This window comes from Vibrio pacinii DSM 19139 (assembly GCF_000711795.1).
GTDB lineage: Bacteria > Pseudomonadota > Gammaproteobacteria > Enterobacterales > Vibrionaceae > Vibrio > Vibrio pacinii.
In genome coordinates this window covers 251,556-269,774 of sequence record NZ_JONH01000001.1, presented here as the reverse complement: position 1 = coordinate 269,774, position 18,219 = coordinate 251,556, and the positions used below count along the sequence as shown (strand labels likewise).

Below are 18,219 nucleotides of genomic sequence, written 5' to 3'. Positions count from 1 at the left end.
AGGCTCAGGTCTTGTATTTTGCTTTGTGGTGGAAACGGTTTAGCGTCCTAGATTTTTATTAAGAGAAGAAAAGGGAGTAGAGCATTACTGCCTAGTTTGCTGGTTGACCTGAACTCGGGATAAGAATAAAAGGGAACTAAAAAGTGGTTTATTGCAAGTAGAGGTGAAGTGCATAAAGCCACAATAGTTACTTGTGGCTTTATGCATTTAAACTTATTTAGTCGTTACCGTTTTTCGCCTAAGCTACTGCTAGGAAGAAAATAACAGTCGCCACAATACCAATAAGAGCATAAGGGAACTGGGTTGTTGCGTGTTGCATTGAAGTACAACCAGAACCTTGTGCGGACAGAACGGTCGAGTCACTAAAGAAGCAAGAGTGGCTGCCTGCAGCAGATGCCGATAGTAGAGCGGCTATCGTTAGATGCAGCGGCACACCAAGTTGTTCGCCTAGTGGTAAAACAATTGGCATCGCAACCGCAAATGTTCCCCAAGAAGATGCCGTAGCAAATACCAGTGCTCCAGTAATCATAAAGATAATTGCAGGGAAGTAAGATACCGATAGGTAAGGGCTAACGGTTTCAATCACGTACTGAGTCACACCCAATGAGTCATTGACGGATTTCAACATAAAGCCACCGATAACTGTTGCCAAAGGTAGCAGCATGACTTTAATGCCATCGTAAACCGCTTCGAACATATCGTTCATTGAAATCAGTTTTTGCGCGCCGTAGAAGCAGATGGTAAAGATCAGTGCAACAAAAACACCAGCAAGTAGGTCGATACCGAAGTACCAACTGGCGGCAACAAGCACAATCATTGGTAATAGGAAGTTGATAAGGCCCATCATTGGATTGGTGTGGGTTGATATATCAGCGCTGAAATCGACATCAGTTGCACCGTCTGGACGTACTTGACCATTCTTCGCGCGCTGTTCAGCCTGTTTCATCGCCCCCAAGTCTGGAATCTTTTCCATCGCAACCAACAGTACAATCACCAAAGTCACCCAACCATAGGCCATGTACGGAATCGCTTCAATGTAGGTTTTGATACCTTCCCCTGCTTCTGCCACGCCATTTGACTCTAGCAATGAGCTAAAGAAAATTGCCCAAGTAGAGATTGGTACAAGGATACAGATAGGCGCAGCCGTTGAGTCGACTAAGTAAGAGAGTTTTTCACGAGAGATTTGGTAGCCGTCTGTCACTTTCTTCATTGAAGATGAAATAGCGATGGCGTTAAGGTAATCATCAATAAAGATCAGAATACCCAAAGCAAACGTCATCAACATGGATTGCTTACGGCTTTTTACTTTAGTCACCAGCATGTCGGAGAAGCTTAAGATACTGCCGCCTTTCTCCAACACGGCAATCAAGCCACCCATCAAACCGCACACTAGGATGATCCAAGCGATAGTTTCGTCCATCATTACGCTCATTGAAATATCAACGATTTGCTCTACTGCCTCGGTTGGATTGAGAAGTAGAACCCCCGCAATGGCGCCGCTAAACAGTGCTTCTACCGTGCGGTGTGTCGTTAGAGCAAAAATGAGCACCAGCGCAGTAGGTAGAAGGCCGATCCAGCCATAAGCTTGCCCCTCTTGGTGGTTCAGCCCGATAGTCGTAAAAAATACGAACGTTGCGACCGAGATAAGAGAGATAATAATGTGTTTAGTGTTGATCTTAAGCGGCGCATCCATCGCCTTTGTTTGCGTAGTCATAAAGTACATTTCCTTTGTTTATGCTGAGTACAACATCCAGTCGATTTCCAGAGGAGTAATCGCTCGCTCAAATTCTGCGAGTTCGCTGTGCTTGCAAGCTAGATACAAATCGATAAAGTCCCTTGAGATGTATTGAGCTAATTCACTGTGCTCCAGTCGCTCGAGAGCTTCTGACATACGCAGTGGCAAGTCAATTGCATTATCGCTGAGAGTTGGTGGACATTGATCTTTGGTATAGTTTTCACTCGCTAATACTGCGGAAAGTACTACTGCAGCGAGAATGTAAGGGTTAACGTCAGCGCCTGCAATACGGTGTTCTATACGACGATTTTTGCTGTCGCTGATAGGCACACGTAATGCAACACCACGATGGTTCTCGCCCCAATCGGCTTTGGTCGGAACGTAAGCACCAGGAACAAAGCGACGATAAGAGTTGACGTTAGGACAAATCAACGCCATGGCATCCGATGTTTGTTCAAGCATCGCTGCCATAGTTTGATAGAAGAGGGGGCTTGCTTGGCCGTCTTGTTGACTAAAGTGGTTGTTACCCTCTTTATCTACCAAGCTAAGGTGAATGTGCATGCCATTGCCAGATTGTTCGCCAAACGGTTTTGCCATGAATGTGGCGTCAAAACCATGTTGATGCGCAATTTGTCGAATCAAGCGCTTGGCGATGATGATCTCATCACATGCTCTGAGCACATCCTGTGAATGATTAAAATTGATCTCGAATTGGCCCGGTGCCGATTCCGACAGGGCACCAGATGTGTTTAATCCTTGTTCTAGTGCGACTCGATTCAGAGAGGTTAAGAAATCTTCATAGTCATCTAAGCCATCTAAATCATAGACTTCAGTATCTTTTTCGCGTGTTTTCTTGATTGGATTAATCGCGGTTAATGGTTCTCCACTGTTGCCACGCTTTTTATCAACTAAGTAAAACTCTAGCTCAAGGGCAACACATGGATATTGGTCTTTCGCGTGCAGGGTTTGCAGCATTTCGGCGAGTATATTACGAATGAACAATGGGTTTGGTTTCTCACCACTGTCGTCCATCATACTCAATAACACTTGGCCTACTTGCTCTTTTGCAGTTGGCATTAAGGTGCCACTGACGGGAAAGCATAGGTTATCTGGCTCCCCTAGGTCTTCTCCAAGTCCTGCTGACTCGACCACGTTGCCTTTAGTATCGAGGGTAATAGTAGAGAGAGGTAACGCAACACCCTTACTGAGCTTATCCAACGCATTTATGGGGATTCTTTTTCCTCTAGGGGTTGCGTTGATGTCGGTAAAGACAAGGTCGATAAACTCGATATCAGGCCATTTCTGTTTAAAATTTTGTACTTCCTGTAGATACGATTCCATTTACTTCTCCAATTAGCCTGACGAGTTAAAACTAGAGATAAATAAATTAACAATAGATTTACACGCTATTGGTGTGGGCGTGGTTTGTTTATTTATATTTAGTTTAAACAAAAGCTTATATTGTGTTTTTTGGTTTTAGTGGGTTTGTTTTGTGTTTTTCTGTTAACTATTTTGTAACAGTCGATTTTGTTTTGTTCAATATAATGAGCATAAATATCGCTTTTAATGACCAAAAAAGTAGCAGGCGTCACGTTTTTGTTACATTTTTAAATATCCGCGTTGATAATTTTGTACATGGTTTGTAGTTTAAGTGTTAAATAAATCGAACACGGAAATGTCATGACAGGAATACGCAAACCCATCATTGGCGTTGTTAGCTGCACTAAAGAGTTGGGTGGCTATCAAATACAAGCGGTCAATGACTTTTATCTTCGCGCCATTAAAGACTTTGACGGCCTACCGATTATGCTGGCTCCGGATATGTCGAGTGATGAGGTCGAGGCAATTTTAGAGATGTGCGATGGCTTCTTATTCCCAGGTAGTCATTCAAACGTTGCACCGCATCGTTACAACGCGACTCATACAGAGAATAAGAAAGACGAAGCTCGTGACGAGCTGTCGTTGACCTTAATTCGTCATGCGATTGACAGAAACATTCCTTGCCTTGGAATTTGTCGTGGCTTTCAAGAAATGAACGTTGCACTTGGCGGCACGCTTAATCCTGTCGTTCATGAATCTGGTTTCAATGACCACCGCGAATTGCCGATTGAAGATTTCGAACAAAAATACGCCCCTGCGCATCTTGTACTGGTTCAAAAACAGAGCTTGTTTGAGCAATGGTTGGTACAGAATCACTGGGAAAGCACTGCCTTTTTTGAAGTGAATTCGCTGCACAACCAAGGCGTCGATCAGTTGGCGCCACAATTACAAGTTGAAGCCAAGGCGCCAGATGGTCTCATTGAAGCGTTTAGCCTGCCACAGCAAAAATTTTTCGTAGGTGTTCAGTGGCACCCAGAATGGAAAGCAAAAACCAATCATTTCGCACAAATATTATTTAAAGAGTTTATTATGGCAGCCTCACGTTAACGTCTGGAGCTGTATGAATGGACAATCAAGAAATTGGTAAAAATATTGTTCAGTTACGAAAAAAACATGGATTGTCACAAAGGGAATTAGCAGAACGAGCGGGTATCACTCATAGCGCTATTTCTTCAATTGAAAATGGCAAAGTGAGCCCATCTGTAAGCTCGCTGCAAAAAATCGTCAATGTGTTTTCTTTATCACTATCAGAGTTTTTCATGTTTGAACAAACCCTGAGCGATGAAAAGAAAGTAGTCGTGCTACCAACCGAGCTCGTTGAGATGGGCAGTGAATCAGTTTCGATGAAACTGGTGACAAATGGTAGTAAAGATCAAGTTATCGGATTCTTGATTGAAGAGTACGCACCTCACGGAACAACCGGTGCGGCAGGGATTGAACACGAAGGCGAAGAGATTGGAACGGTATTAGAGGGTGAAATTACTCTGGAATACAACGGACAGTCTCATGTCATCAAAGCCGGCGAGTCGTACGTTATTGATACGACGCAGCCACACAAATTTACCAATCACACAGACAAGGCTTGTCGAATGATAAGTGCGCATACGCCAACTACATTCTAAGTGGTGCTTGCCTTGTGTGGTCACAAGGAGAGCGTATGAAAACCCAAGAACAATGGATTGAGCTAAAAAACAATCTCAACATCGAAAACAGAGCGTACATTAACGGCGAATACAGTGCTGCACTAAGTGGGCAAACGATTGCAGTCGTTAATCCTGCGACAGACGAAATATTTACCGAAATCGCCCGCTGTCAAACTGAAGATGTCGACCTTGCGGTATCGTACGCTCGTCAGGCATTTCAATCTGGCCAGTGGAGTGAAAGTAGCCCGGCTCATCGCAAAGCAGTACTCAAACAGTTTGCAGACCTAATTGACCAAAATCGAGAAGAGTTAGCACTACTGGAAACGCTTGATACTGGAAAACCTATCTCTCATAGCTTCTCTACTGATATTCCTGGCGCAGCAAGCACGTTGCGCTGGTACGCAGAATCGATCGATAAAGTGTATGGCGAAGTTGCCCCAACAGAAAAAGATGTACACGCCTTTATTTCTCATCAACCGATTGGTGTTGTTGCAGCGGTTGTACCGTGGAACTTTCCACTTTGGCTTGCGTGTTGGAAGCTTGGTCCTGCTTTAGCGACTGGTAACAGTGTGATTCTCAAACCGTCAGAGAAGTCGTCACTGACGGCGATCTTCTTAGGCCAACTTGCGGCTCAAGCAGGTTTGCCAACGGGTGTTTTCCAAGTCGTTACCGGCTTTGGCCATGAAGCAGGTGACGCGCTCGCTAAACACCAAGACGTAGATTGCATTGCGTTTACTGGCTCTACACGTATTGCGGGTCAATTGATGGTTCGCTCTGGTGAAAGCAACTTAAAGCGTGTCTTCGCAGAAGCGGGTGGTAAGAACGCAAATATCGTCTTTGAAGATTGCGATGACTTAGACCGAGCGGCAGCCGAAACTGCCGCCGGGTGTTTTTACAACCAAGGTGAAGTGTGTGTCGCGGCAACTCGCCTGCTTGTGCACGAAAGCATTAAAGATCTATTCATTGAAAAGGTGATTGAAGCGTCAAAAGCGTTCACACCAAAAGATCCTATGGACCCAAGTTCATCAATGGGCGCCCTTATCGACCAAAATCATAAATCCACCGTGCTGGAATACATCTTATTAGGTGAATCTGAAGGTGCAAACGTCCGTTGCGGCGGTGATGTTGATGGTCAAGGCGCGTTTGTTTCGCCCACCATCTTAGACAACGTTGATAACAAGATGCGTGTCGCCCAAGAAGAAATTTTTGGCCCAGTTCTTTGTGTGATTGGATTTAAAGATGAAGCGCATGCGATTGAGATCGCCAACGATTCAAAATACGGCCTAGGCGCTGCACTTTGGAGCAGCAACATTAACCGCGTTCATCGCGTAGCGAAACTACTGCAAGCAGGTTCAGTTTGGGTGAATAACTACAACGAAGGGGATATGACCGTCCCATTCGGTGGGTTCAAAATGAGCGGGAATGGTCGAGACAAATCTCTCCACGCGATTGAAAAGTTTACTGAAACAAAAACCACTTGGATTCGCATCCACTCTTAAGCCTGCTGGCGATTATGATAAACAAAGGAATAGCTCTATGAACAAGCATACGGATTCGTTCTACGCGCACTCTGTGCCAAACATGGCGGAACACCCGCAATTGCAAGACAATATCGAGTGTGATGTGTGTGTGGTTGGCGCTGGTTTTTCAGGTCTTTCTTCTGCGCTACACCTAGCGGAAAAAGGGTTTAAAGTCGTGGTGCTCGAAAGCGCGAAAGTTGGCTTTGGTGCCACGGGGCGTAATGGCGGTCAGATCGTTAACAGTTACAGCCGCGATGTTGACGTGATTGAAAGTCGTTACGACCAACACCAAGCCAAAACACTGTGTGACATGATTTTTGAAGGCGGCGATATCATCCGTGGCCTGATCGATAAGTACGACATCAACTGTGATTACAAACAAGGTGGTTTGTTCACCGCTCTTAATAGTAAACAGCTCAAAGGGCTAGAAGAGCATAAGAAAAACTGGGAACGTTATGGCAACGACCAACTGACTTTGTTAGATGCAGGTGAGGTTGAAAAAGCGGTCGGGACTAAAGTGTATTCCGGTGGTCTGCTGGACATGCGCGGCGGCCATATTCATCCGCTTAAACTGGCATTGGGCGAAGCGGCCGCATTTATCTCACTCGGTGGACAAATTTTCGAACAGTCTGCGGTAGTGTCGATTGATAAAGGCATAAACCCTGTAGTCAAAACGGCTCAAGGCAGTGTTAAGAGCAAGTATGTGGTACTGGCAGGTAATGCCTATCTGGGTGGCCTCGCACCAAACATCAGTAATAAAGCCATCCCATGTGGTACTCAAGTGATTGCGACTGAGCCGCTGACAGACGATCAGCTAAAGCAAGTACTTACGAGTGACTACTGTGTTGAGGATTGTAACTATCTATTAGATTACTTCCGTTTAACCGCAGACAAGCGAATGCTCTTCGGCGGCGGCGTGGTTTACGGTGCACGTGATCCGGAAAATGTCGAGGCGTTGATTCGTCCGAAGTTGGAAAAAGTTTTCCCTCAGTTGAGAGGCATTAAGATTGATTATGCGTGGACAGGTAACTTCTTGCTGACTTACTCACGTATGCCTCAGTTCGGCGCATTTGCAGACAACATATATTACTTACAAGGTTACAGCGGTCACGGTGTTACTTGCACACACCTAGCGGGTAAACTACTTGCAGAAGCTTTAACCGGACATGCCGAACGTTTTGATGCGTTTGCAACACTAAAACATTACTCCTTCCCGGGTGGTCGCCACTTCCAAATTCCGTTCACGGCAATGGGCGCGGCGTACTACAACCTACGTGACAAACTGGCGATTTAACAGATAAGGAATATCTAATGAGCAAAGTCGTTAAATTTGCAGCCCTTCAACTGACTAAGAGCTGGGATCTGGAAGACAACTTAGCCAAAGCAGAAAAGGCAATTCGTGAGGCTGCGCAAAATGGTGCAAATGTCATTCTTCCTCAAGAGTTATTCGCAGCGCCTTATTTTTGCAAAAAACAACAAGCGAAATATTTTGAACTGGCAGAAGAGACTACAAATAGCGCTCTTATCAAACGGATGAGTGGATTGGCTAAAGAACTCGGTGTCGTTATCCCGGTTAGCTATTTTGAGAAGGCGGGTAACACCTTTTTTAACTCGCTGGTGATGATTGATGCCGATGGAACAGTGTTAGATAACTATCGCAAGTCACACATTCCGGATGGACCAGGTTACAGCGAGAAGTACTACTTCAGCCCTGGCGACACAGGTTTCAAGGTGTGGCAAACCAAGTTTGGTAAGTTTGGTGCGGGTATTTGTTGGGACCAATGGTTCCCAGAACTTGCGCGCTGTTTGGCACTTCACGGTGCTGAAGCGATTTTTTACCCAACGGCTATTGGCTCTGAACCACAAGATGCCACGCTGGATTCGCGCGATCATTGGCAACGTACAATGCAAGGTCACTCGGCGGCAAATCTGGTCCCTGTCATCGCGTCAAATCGAGTCGGCACAGAAGTGGATGATGGTATCGAAACCACATTCTACGGGTCTTCTTTTATTACCGACCATACCGGCGCTAAGATTGCGGAAGCGTCTCGTGAAAGCGAGACGATCATTTACGCCGAAATCGATTTAGCGGCGACAGAAAAAGCACGTCATGCATGGGGCTTGTTCCGCGATCGTCGCCCAGACCTTTACACCAGCGTTGGTAAATTGGCTGTTTAAAGGGGCGTTAGTATGAAGTTATCGACAACACCAGTACAAGATGGCTTCTATTTTCCGGCTGAATTTCAGCCGGTTAGTGAAGTCTGGCTAGCGTGGCCAGAAAGGAAAGACAACTGGCGTGATGGGGCAATACCTGCGCAAGAAACCTTCGCCAGAATTGCCAACTTAATTGCACAAGTGACTAAGGTGTGCGTAGCGGTCAGCACCAATCGCTTTGATCAAGCACGTCAAATGCTTGACTCGGACGTGCGCTTAGTGGAAATCCCATACAATGATGCGTGGATGCGAGATATAGGTCCGACAGTTCTCGTCAATCAAGCGGGAGAGCGCCGTGGAATTAGCTGGCAGTTTAACGCTTGGGGTGGCGAGTACAATGGACTCTATGACAACTGGCAGCACGACGATCTCGTGGCTGGCTCGGTGTGCGACATCATCGGGATCGATTATTACCGCGCTCCGTTTGTACTTGAAGGTGGATCGATTCACACCGATGGTGAAGGCACGCTTTACACTACCGAAGAGTGCCTATTAAGCCCGGGTCGTAACCCACACCTTAGCCAAACACAAATTGAAGAGCAGCTAAAAAGGTATCTCGGTATCGAAAAAGTCATTTGGTTGCCAAAAGGTTTATTCAATGACGAAACCGATGGCCATGTTGACAACCTGATGCACGTGATCGCACCGGGTAAGGTGGTACTAAGTTGGACTGATGATCCGAGCGATCCGCAATACGTGTTGTCTCGCCAAGCAGAACAAGTGCTGAAATTGCATCAAGATGCTATGGGGAGAGAGATTGAAATTGTTCGTCTACCATTACCAGGTCCGCTGCATTACAGCGAGCGAGAAGCCAATGGTATCGACACGAGTTCAGGGATGAGTCGTCAAGCCGGTGAGCGTCTTAGTGCCTCTTATGCCAATTTTCTTATCGTCAACGAGCACGTGTTCGTGCCGATGTTAGATGAGGAAACGGACGCCCTTGCCATTGATATTTTGCAAAATGCGATGCCGGAACACCAAATTATCGCGATACCGTCGAGAGAGGTTCTGCTCGGCGGAGGGAACATTCACTGTATTACGCAGCAGATCCCCGCATAAACACAAGCTCGCCGCTCAGGCAGTGGCGATGATGAGTTATCAAAAGGAATGACCATGCAACAGATACAAAACCAACGCCTTGTTTCGTTTATGGTAGCGAATCCACAACAGGGCATTGCCGTTACAAACCCAGCGACCGGAGAGCTACTCGGCTACGCACCAGTCTCTAGCGAAAATGACATTCTAACTGGCATTGAACGCGCTAGTACAGCACAGAAAGAGTGGGCAGCGCTTCCAGCGAAAACGCGTGCTGGTATGCTCAATCGTTGGTACCAACTTGTGCTAGAAAATAAACAAGATCTTGGTCGACTGATGACCTTAGAACAAGGTAAACCACTGGCAGAAGCTGAGGGTGAAGTGCTTTATGGGGCAAGCTTTATCGAATGGTTTGCTGAAGAAGCGAAACGTACTTACGGCGAAACCATTCCTGCACCAAGTGCAGATAAGCGCTTAGTTACCATCAAGCAGCCGATTGGTGTCGCTTGTGCCATTACGCCTTGGAACTTTCCGATTGCAATGATCACGCGTAAAGCAGGGCCTGCATTGGCCGCAGGCTGTAGCTTTATCGTTAAACCCTCTGAATCAACGCCACTGTCTGCGTTTGCTGTGGCAGAACTTGCCTACCAAGCCGGTATTCCACGTGATGTGCTGCAAGTGGTGTTGGGTGAGAACTCACGTCAGGTTGGTGCTATTTTTACTTCGCACCCACTGATTCGTAAGCTCTCATTCACAGGTTCAACGCAGGTCGGTAGCGTGCTGATGCAGCAAAGCGCGGGTGACATCAAACGTACGTCAATGGAGCTAGGTGGCAACGCGCCATTTATTGTATTCGATGATGCGGATATCGATGCCGCGGTCGCTGGTGCAATGGCTTCTAAGTTTCGCAATGCTGGCCAAACGTGTGTGTGTGCTAACCGTTTCTATGTCCACAGCAAAGTGTATGACGAGTTTGTCGTTAAGTTCGATGCTGCGGTTCAGCAGCTGAAAGTTGGCAATGGTTTGGAAGAGGGCGTGAATATTGGTCCTGTGATCAGCGAGTCTGCTAAGCAAGGTATTCAAACGCTTATCGAAGGGGCGATTGATCAAGGCGCGAAGCCAGTATCAGAGCTAAAAGAACTGGATGGCCTGTTCATGCAACCTGTGGTGTTGAAAGACGTTACTCATGACATGAAAATTGTTTCGCAAGAAATCTTTGGCCCAGTCGCCCCAGTGATTCGCTTTGACAACGATGAGCAACTGATCGAAATGGCCAACGACACCATCTACGGACTTGCTTCTTACTTCTACAGTCAAAACATTCACCGTGTTTGGAAAATTGCTGAAGCGCTTGAATACGGCATGGTCGGCATTAACGAAGGCATGATCTCGACTGAAGTGGCTCCTTTCGGTGGTGTTAAGCAGTCTGGCATCGGACGTGAAGGCGCAAAACAAGGTATCGATGAATACATGAACGTGAAATATCTCTGCTTTGGCGGCAATTAATTAAGTTAAGGACAACACAATGACAAACCAACAACTACACCAAAGAAGAAGCCAAGTCATTGCACAAGGCATGGGCGCGCTATATCCACTATACGTAGAGAAAGCAGAAAATGCTTACGTATGGGATATTGAGGGTAATAAATACATCGACTTTGCAGCGGGCATTGCGGTGACCAATACCGGGCACGCTAACAAACGTATCAGCGAAGCGGTAAAAGCTCAGTTGGATAACTTCTCGCATACCTGTGCGATGGTGACACCATATGCCTCATTTGTAGAGTTAGCTGAAAAGCTGACTGAACTCGCACCGGGTGAGACAAAGAAGAAAGCGATATTCCTGACCACAGGCGCCGAAGCCGTAGAGAACGCAGTGAAAGTGGCGCGCGCTCACACAGGACGTAGCGGCGTGATTGCGTTTAAAGGTGGTTTTCACGGTCGTACGAACATGACGATGGGTCTCACTGGTAAAGTTGCGCCATACAAAGCAGGTTTTGGTCCGTTCCCGAACGAGATCTACCACGCGCCATACCCAAATGCGTTCCATGGCATCAGCGTTGAGCAAAGCTTGCAAGCAATTGATGATCTGTTTGCGTGTGATATTGAACCGTCTCGTGTTGCGGCAATCATCTTCGAACCAGTGCAAGGTGAAGGTGGATTCTACCAAGCACCACAAGCGTTTGCACAAGGCTTGCGCCAGCTGTGTGATAAGCACGGTATCTTGTTGATTGCGGATGAAATTCAGACCGGGTTTGCCCGTACTGGTAAAATGTTTGCCACCGAATATCTAGGTATTGAACCAGACCTAATGACAATGGCAAAAGGTATTGCTGGTGGTTTCCCTATTTCAGCGGTGGTCGGAAAAGCGAATGTGATGGACTCTGCATTGCCGGGCGGTCTAGGCGGCACTTATGCTGGGTCTCCATTAGGCTGTGTTGCCGGGCTTGAAGTACTGAAAATTATTGAAGAGGAAGATTTGTGTGCCAAGGCGATGGGCATTGGCGAAGTGGTAAATGCACGTATGACCAAGCTACAAGAAACTGTCCCTGCAATTGGTGAAATTCGCACCATTGGCGCGATGATGGCCATTGAATTTACCGACCCAGAATCTGGCCAACCAATGCAAGATATGACCAAAGCCGTGATCAGTAAAGCGCAAGAAAACGGCCTTATTTTGTTGTCTTGTGGCGTAAAAGCCAACGTTATTCGTCTACTACCGCCGCTGACTATCGAGTCACAAGTACTAAGCGAAGGGTTAGATAAGCTAGAAAACATCATCACTCAAGTTAGTAACGCCGCCGTTTGATAGAGGCTTTGAACCACGTGTAGCTTGGGTATGTCATTGAATTTTACTGATAGGGTTATCGAACCAAAGGCGCTGGGCTTTCTTTACGCTACTTACAAGACAGTTGTAAGGGAGCTTAAGGTAAAGCCTAACGCCTTAGGCTATGGCGAATATTGTTACAACACCGATAATTGTAGGGATAGAGATTGAGTTCTGTTAGAATCCTCGGCCACTCTTTTCGCTACCCCACATTGAGCGTTGCTTTAATCGCGCCTTAATGCGCATGGGTAAACCAACCTCGGTAAGTTAGATATTTAGGAACGCCTTATGATGACTGATGAAGAAAGAATTGAATTACAGCAGAATAACCCTCTACACGGTCTGAAATTAGAAACGATGCTGCAAGAACTGGTCGACTTCTACGGTTGGGATATTCTTGATACGGCAATGCGTTTTAACTGTTTTCATACCAACCCTTCGGTGGTGAGCAGTGCAAAATATTTAAAGAAAACCGAGTGGGCAAGAGAGAAAGTCGAGAACTTTTACTTGTATCGTTTTAAGCGTATGCCTCGTGCGTCTGCTGAAGAGTATGATCTACCGCCACGTGCACGTACCTTTCCACACGGATTGGAACCGAAAGAACCGATGAAATTGACGGTGGATTCCATTTTGAATTCACAGGCAAAAGCAGCGTCTGCACACAAGGCGCGCTCATCGCGCGGTGGTCGTTAATAACAACGCCGTGAACGCTGACTGCTCTTGCCCGTTTAGCTTTTTGAATGGCCTAGTTTTTACTAGGCCATTTTTTATCTCTGCGCCAACAACGCCGCACAATAGAAGGTTATTTGACGTTTAAGTCTGTGTCATTTCGTTGACTAAAACGCACCATATTTACAACCGTTTGCAGGGCTGTGGTCGACTAATTGATGTCACTTGTGAATGTCGCCACAAGCTTAACGTCCTCAAAATTTCGGTAGCCACGTAGCATAATATTAAACTCCCCCGCAGGCTTGTCGAAGACACATTGCTCATTACTGCCATTTTGATATGGCCTACAGTCAAAGTCTGTTTTACTGACCTCACCGTTGTATTTGACGTATAGATCTGCATCACCAGAGCGCGGACCTGTGATTGTAATCGTGACTTGTCCGGTTGTTGTTGTATTGAAAATGAAAAATTGCTCGTCAGCGTAACCAGAATTGAGTTGTTCGACGGGCACGCCTTCACGCAGTTCGGTGGTACCAGACGTGGTAGAGTCTAAGCTGGTTTCTATCAAATAAGCGATGGCCAATTTGGCAAACTTAGTGGCATGTGTTGCAGAGGGGTCGGAGTTTTCTAGTGTGTCATGCTGGGTGTGGATATTGGGGTTGTAGTCATTAAACATACTTTCAAATGACATCGCCGCAGGGTATCCCTCATTGTGCCAAGAAGCGTGGTCTGAACAGGCGTAGCCACAACGGTCGAAATCGTATGTGATGTCACTAGCATAGGTATCAATTAACTCGGCTAAGAACACATTTAAATTACTGTCGGTGTAATCAGTGATAAAGGTAATGTCATGCGCCGAGCCATTATAGTTAGTCATATCTAACTGCAATACGGAAATGACATTGGCATTGTCAGCTTTGAGTTGTTGTGCAATGTCTTGAGAGCCTCTCAGGCCAACCTCTTCCGCAGCGTAGCCATAGAATTTGATGGTTCTGTCTGGCTGAATTCCGCTCGCAATCATCAGGCGCAAAGACTCGGTCACCGTTGCGATGCCGGAGGCATCATCGTCTGCGCCGGGAGAAAGGGTACCCTCTGATGTCCATGAACCGACGGTTGAGTCTAAATGCCCACCGACAACCACAATTTCATCTGGGTATTTGGCGCCCCATAATGTCACTTCAACGGATTTTTGTGGGTAGTCTGTATGCGAAATTTGTTGAGCTGTCGCATAAGGAACGTTTTCAATCTCGGTTTGCCAGCGTGCGAGTAGCCAGTCTGATGCCGCCACACCCGAAGAGGTTGTGTAAAAACGATTGGTGAAGCGGGTAAGATCTTCGATTGTCGAGACTATATTGTTGGGCTCAACTTGGGCAATCAGATCATCAACGGTTTCTTTGTGGTTAACAATAGGTTTTTCAAACGTGCTCAATGTTAAAGGCATCAATGATGCCTTTAATGCACTGGTTTTGTCTGGATGCACCATGTAGCCGCCGCAACGATGTTTTTCTTGATGCATGTGGCTTGATAGGGCGGCGAGTTGCTGTTGATTAATTTTTGCTACAACAGAACTAACACCGCCTGAAAAACTAGGGTAGACAGTCGCTCCGTGTTGGGTAATAAGATGTTGAGCGTCGGCATCGGTGGTGATCCAGACTTCTCCTTGGGTTAATGGAGCGATGTCTTGTAAAGCATAAACGGAGGCACTACTTAGTAGAGCCAAAGCCAAAAATGATTTTTTGATAGACATTGTTAATCCTTACGAGAGTGATGTCGATAATTGACAAAGAAGGGCTCCTAGTGGAGCCCTCGACTAAATTGATTGCGAATTAGTTTGTTTTAATGAAGCGATAGCGTTTGGTTTCAGAGCAGACATCGTTTGATGTACAGACTTGATATTCCACATCTATCGTACCGTTGTGGCGGAACTTATCGACGTATGAGTTAAAGTCCGTGGCACCGACGTTTTTGCCGTTGCGTTTAATAATGAAGTAGTCGCCATCTTTGTATTCCCATGCGAGCTTGACGCGGGCAGTGCCGTTTGGATGCTTATTACCAAACTTCAGTTTCAGTGGGAAGGCTTCAGTAGAGCTATCTTCGATGGTGATCGATTGACTAGTTGATACAGACGCACCAGCATCATCCGTGACAGTCAAGGTCACCACGTAGTCACCCGCAACAGCGTAGGTGTGGTTGGCCACTTCGCCACTCACACTATTGCCATCGCCGAGATCCCATTGGTAAGAGACAATTTGCCCGTCGTTGTCATGACTTGTGCTGCGCAGTTCAATGTTATTACCACTTATAGAGTGCTCAAATGCAGCCACAGGTGGCAGGTTAGTGTTGCCTTCATCGAAGGTTGCTTTTAGGCTGGCATCGGCATATTGAGCATAACCAAGCACATTGATCGTATAACGGCCTGCGATTGGATTCTCGATAACACAGACTTCATCGGTAACACTTTCACTCTTACAGATATTCTCCAGTGGGCTTGGCGCGTAGTCGAAACCAACATAAAGATCTGGATCGCCCGTTGTAACAGCAAGATCAATCGTTAGTTTCTCTTTGCCATCGGGTACTTCGATATCAAAATAAGTCTTAGAGCCTGTACCACCAGCAACTGTGGTTGCTTGGCCGTTTTCAAGACGTTGAAATTCTGGTTCTGGCGGCAGTGGTGGTTCTGCACAAGGATCGACACCAACTATGTTGAACGCTGCGACGACATCACTTGCTTGATAACCTAGATCGGTCGCAGAGTTTTTTACCCCACAGGCACCTTGCCAAAAATCACTGTTTTGTGACCAATAGATTTGGTTGGCGAGCACAAACAGTTCAAACGCTTTCTTAGTATCCCAACCCTGAGTGGTCGCTAGGTGATAAAAGGCTTTATTGAAAACGCCAGAACTATAATGGACGTTTAACCCATCATAATAGTCCGCTGCGTTGTTGATAGAAGAGCCGTCACGTGAGGGATCATCCATGTAACGTAGCGCACCGTCTTGTTTGAAAATATCACGGCCAACCATCCAGTCATTGGTGCCTTTCATGTAGTATTCTGCCGCTTCCCCTGCAATGTCTGAGAAGGCTTCGTTGATACCGCCAGATTGATTCGCATAAACTAAGCCGGAGTTTTGTTCGGTAAATCCGTGGCTCACTTCGTGCGCCGAGACATCGAGACTGACCAACGGATAAAAGAAATCTTTCCCGTCCCCGAAGGTCATGGCCTTTCCATCCCAAAAGGCGTTCTCGTAACCGTCACCATAGTGAACGCGCATCATCAGTTTGAACGACAGTGGCGCGGTATCGAACCAGTTTTTGTACATGTCGAAAACAATATTGCCAAAGTAATGAGCATCGTTTAATGGTGAATAAGCCCCATTTACTTGTTTGTGACTGTTACGTGGACAGTCGTAACTGTGTGGCGTTGCACCTTCTGTTGCGCCATTAAGATCGACGGTGACGACGTTTTCTGAGTCGAAAACGCACTCAGTCCCATTTTCAACCACATCAAGGTAGTGGTAGTCAGTACCATATTCATACATGCCGGTTTTTTGATTGCCGCCAGGCCCGGTACCAATTTGTGCGTGCGCAATGCCTTCCCAACGATCAATAATCTCGCCAGTGTGTGCATCTAACATGGTGAATGGTCGCGTAGGGTGCTCGCTGCCATCAATGAGATAAGACACCACGTAGATCAGACGAGTTTTGTTACCATCTTGGTACACAAACAGGTCGTCCTGAACGTTTTCTAGTGATGCGTTTGTGGTTAAGCCTGCGTTGATATCCTTACTCGCGAGTGCTAATGCCTGTGAGCGGTTAATGCTAGGTTTGACAAAAGCACGCTCGATAGTGGTGGTTTTTAGGTAGTTACCTTGTAGCGATTTAAGTGCGCCACCTTTGACACTTTGTGTGGCGTTGAGGTAGTGACCCCATACAGGTATGCCCCATAGGTTTTGTTGTACCTTAACTTTGTATATACCACGCTTCTTAAGCTGTACTTCTTTAACCACCTTAAAACTAGACGCATTGTTAACGCCGAGCTGGGCGTTAAGCCCAGAAAAGTTAGTAAAGTTAATCGGTTGAGTCACAGTCACTGACTCTCCTGCATATACCGATAAAGTCATTGCACTAGAAACGGTTAGCGCGATCAGACGTTTGTTTATGTTCATTGTTGTTATCACTCTCGATGATGAAATCAATTAAAAGTTAACAAATTTATAAACGATAATTCACATCATTCGTATTAACAATTTAGTTTCGAGGTCTCAAAGCACTAAGCCAATGAAACTAATATTTGCCATAGTTACAGCGGTCAATATCTGAGGAATTTCTTGGACGAAGTTAAGATTTTTTTCGGTAAATTATGATGAGTTTGTTAGTGGTTGTTTTTCGACAGAAATAAAGGTTTATATTTGACTGATATTTCTTATGCTCTCAAGTAGTCAAATGAAGCATATAAGAAATTAAACTTGTTAGCTTTCTCAGCCAATAGTGACACTAGCGCTTTTAAATTATGGTCTTGTAGCTCTATTTTATTTCCTAAACACACTGATTATATAGAAGTGACCTGTCTTGTTGTTTCTGCTCTCAATATTAACAAAAGTGTTAAAAAGGTTAGTTTGGCTTATTGTTAGACTATTCCTCTTAATTTTTACCGTTACTTAGAATTTTATTGGTGGTAATGTTGAGGATTGCAATTGACAAAAAAGTCAATGTAACATTCTGTTATGCATTTTTAAGAAGGTGCGGTGTGAGTAACATTGTCTTATAGTGATTTGGAAAGGCAATGATAATTATCTTATGGTTTCAAACCTATATTTGTACTTTAAATAGAGCAGATCAAAATAATACTTTCATAGACAGTGTTTTTATTATGGATTTACTTGTCGTCAATTAAATTTTCTAGAGGAGGAGTGTTTTGGTCAGCCTGTCTAGATGGAATTACTTAGATTAAATTGTATTCCTAAATGAAAAATGACTGACTAGGTTATCGAGAGTTAGATATAAATATGCGAAATGCGTATAGAACCTAGTGTAATAAATAATGCCGGAAGTGTAACGGGTAAATAATACTTAGGCTTTTAGCTGATTTAGTGTGGTTCTATAGAAAATGGAAAATACTAATGTACGAGTAATATTAGTGATTTTAGATGGGATATTAAATATGAATAGCTTATTAAAAAACTTCTTTAACATTTA

13 protein-coding genes are annotated in these 18,219 nt (G+C 45.5%); 9 read left to right on the top strand and 4 right to left on the bottom strand.

Annotated features, from left to right (window positions below; all coding sequences use genetic code 11):
- Nucleotides 1-238: 238 nt before the first annotated feature.
- Both BS19_RS01150 and BS19_RS01145 read right to left on the bottom strand, forming a co-directional pair.
- Nucleotides 239-1,714: a Na+/H+ antiporter NhaC family protein gene (locus BS19_RS01150; RefSeq protein WP_038172815.1), complete on the bottom strand. Its 1,476-nt coding sequence runs from the start codon at nucleotides 1,712-1,714 to the stop codon at nucleotides 239-241.
- 18 nt (nucleotides 1,715-1,732) lie between these two features.
- The gene (locus BS19_RS01145) at nucleotides 1,733-3,076 is read right to left on the bottom strand and encodes a glutamine synthetase family protein (RefSeq protein WP_038172813.1); all 1,344 of its coding nucleotides are present in this window, start codon (nucleotides 3,074-3,076) and stop codon (nucleotides 1,733-1,735) included.
- Nucleotides 3,077-3,415: 339 nt separating this feature from the next.
- Here BS19_RS01145 and BS19_RS01140 point away from each other — a divergent pair, with 339 nt between their 5' ends.
- The 9 genes from BS19_RS01140 (at nucleotide 3,416) to BS19_RS01100 (ending at nucleotide 13,047) form a co-directional block, all read left to right on the top strand.
- On the top strand, nucleotides 3,416-4,162 hold the full coding sequence (locus BS19_RS01140; RefSeq protein ID WP_038172811.1) for a gamma-glutamyl-gamma-aminobutyrate hydrolase family protein: 747 nt from the start codon (nucleotides 3,416-3,418) through the stop codon (nucleotides 4,160-4,162).
- Between the two features lie 17 nt (nucleotides 4,163-4,179).
- Nucleotides 4,180-4,737, top strand: a complete 558-nt coding sequence (gene puuR, locus BS19_RS01135) for an HTH-type transcriptional regulator PuuR (RefSeq protein WP_038172809.1) — start codon at nucleotides 4,180-4,182, stop codon at nucleotides 4,735-4,737.
- 35 nt (nucleotides 4,738-4,772) lie between these two features.
- Nucleotides 4,773-6,257: an aldehyde dehydrogenase gene (locus tag BS19_RS01130; RefSeq protein WP_038172807.1), complete on the top strand. Its 1,485-nt coding sequence runs from the start codon at nucleotides 4,773-4,775 to the stop codon at nucleotides 6,255-6,257.
- Nucleotides 6,258-6,294: 37 nt separating this feature from the next.
- Complete coding sequence (locus BS19_RS01125; protein WP_038172806.1) at nucleotides 6,295-7,572, top strand: NAD(P)/FAD-dependent oxidoreductase; 1,278 nt, start codon at nucleotides 6,295-6,297, stop codon at nucleotides 7,570-7,572.
- Nucleotides 7,573-7,589: 17 nt separating this feature from the next.
- A complete protein-coding gene (gene aguB / locus BS19_RS01120; protein ID WP_038172804.1) occupies nucleotides 7,590-8,456 on the top strand; it encodes an N-carbamoylputrescine amidase in 867 nt (288 codons plus the stop codon).
- 12 nt (nucleotides 8,457-8,468) lie between these two features.
- Nucleotides 8,469-9,551, top strand: coding sequence for an agmatine deiminase (aguA, locus tag BS19_RS01115; RefSeq protein WP_038172802.1), 1,083 nt, complete (start codon nucleotides 8,469-8,471; stop codon nucleotides 9,549-9,551).
- Between the two features lie 54 nt (nucleotides 9,552-9,605).
- Complete coding sequence (locus tag BS19_RS01110) at nucleotides 9,606-11,033, top strand: NAD-dependent succinate-semialdehyde dehydrogenase (protein WP_038172800.1); 1,428 nt, start codon at nucleotides 9,606-9,608, stop codon at nucleotides 11,031-11,033.
- Between the two features lie 19 nt (nucleotides 11,034-11,052).
- Nucleotides 11,053-12,336 (top strand): 4-aminobutyrate--2-oxoglutarate transaminase, encoded by a 1,284-nt coding sequence (gabT, locus tag BS19_RS01105; RefSeq protein ID WP_038172798.1) that lies wholly within the window; start codon nucleotides 11,053-11,055, stop codon nucleotides 12,334-12,336.
- Between the two features lie 306 nt (nucleotides 12,337-12,642).
- Complete coding sequence (locus BS19_RS01100; RefSeq protein ID WP_038172796.1) at nucleotides 12,643-13,047, top strand: VF530 family protein; 405 nt, start codon at nucleotides 12,643-12,645, stop codon at nucleotides 13,045-13,047.
- Nucleotides 13,048-13,234: 187 nt separating this feature from the next.
- Here the strand turns inward: BS19_RS01100 and BS19_RS01095 are convergent, their stop codons facing one another.
- Both BS19_RS01095 and BS19_RS01090 read right to left on the bottom strand, forming a co-directional pair.
- Complete coding sequence (locus BS19_RS01095) at nucleotides 13,235-14,770, bottom strand: M28 family metallopeptidase (protein WP_038172794.1); 1,536 nt, start codon at nucleotides 14,768-14,770, stop codon at nucleotides 13,235-13,237.
- Nucleotides 14,771-14,849: 79 nt separating this feature from the next.
- Nucleotides 14,850-17,189 (bottom strand): M4 family metallopeptidase, encoded by a 2,340-nt coding sequence (locus BS19_RS01090; protein ID WP_038172792.1) that lies wholly within the window; start codon nucleotides 17,187-17,189, stop codon nucleotides 14,850-14,852.
- Nucleotides 17,190-18,219: the final 1,030 nt, after the last annotated feature.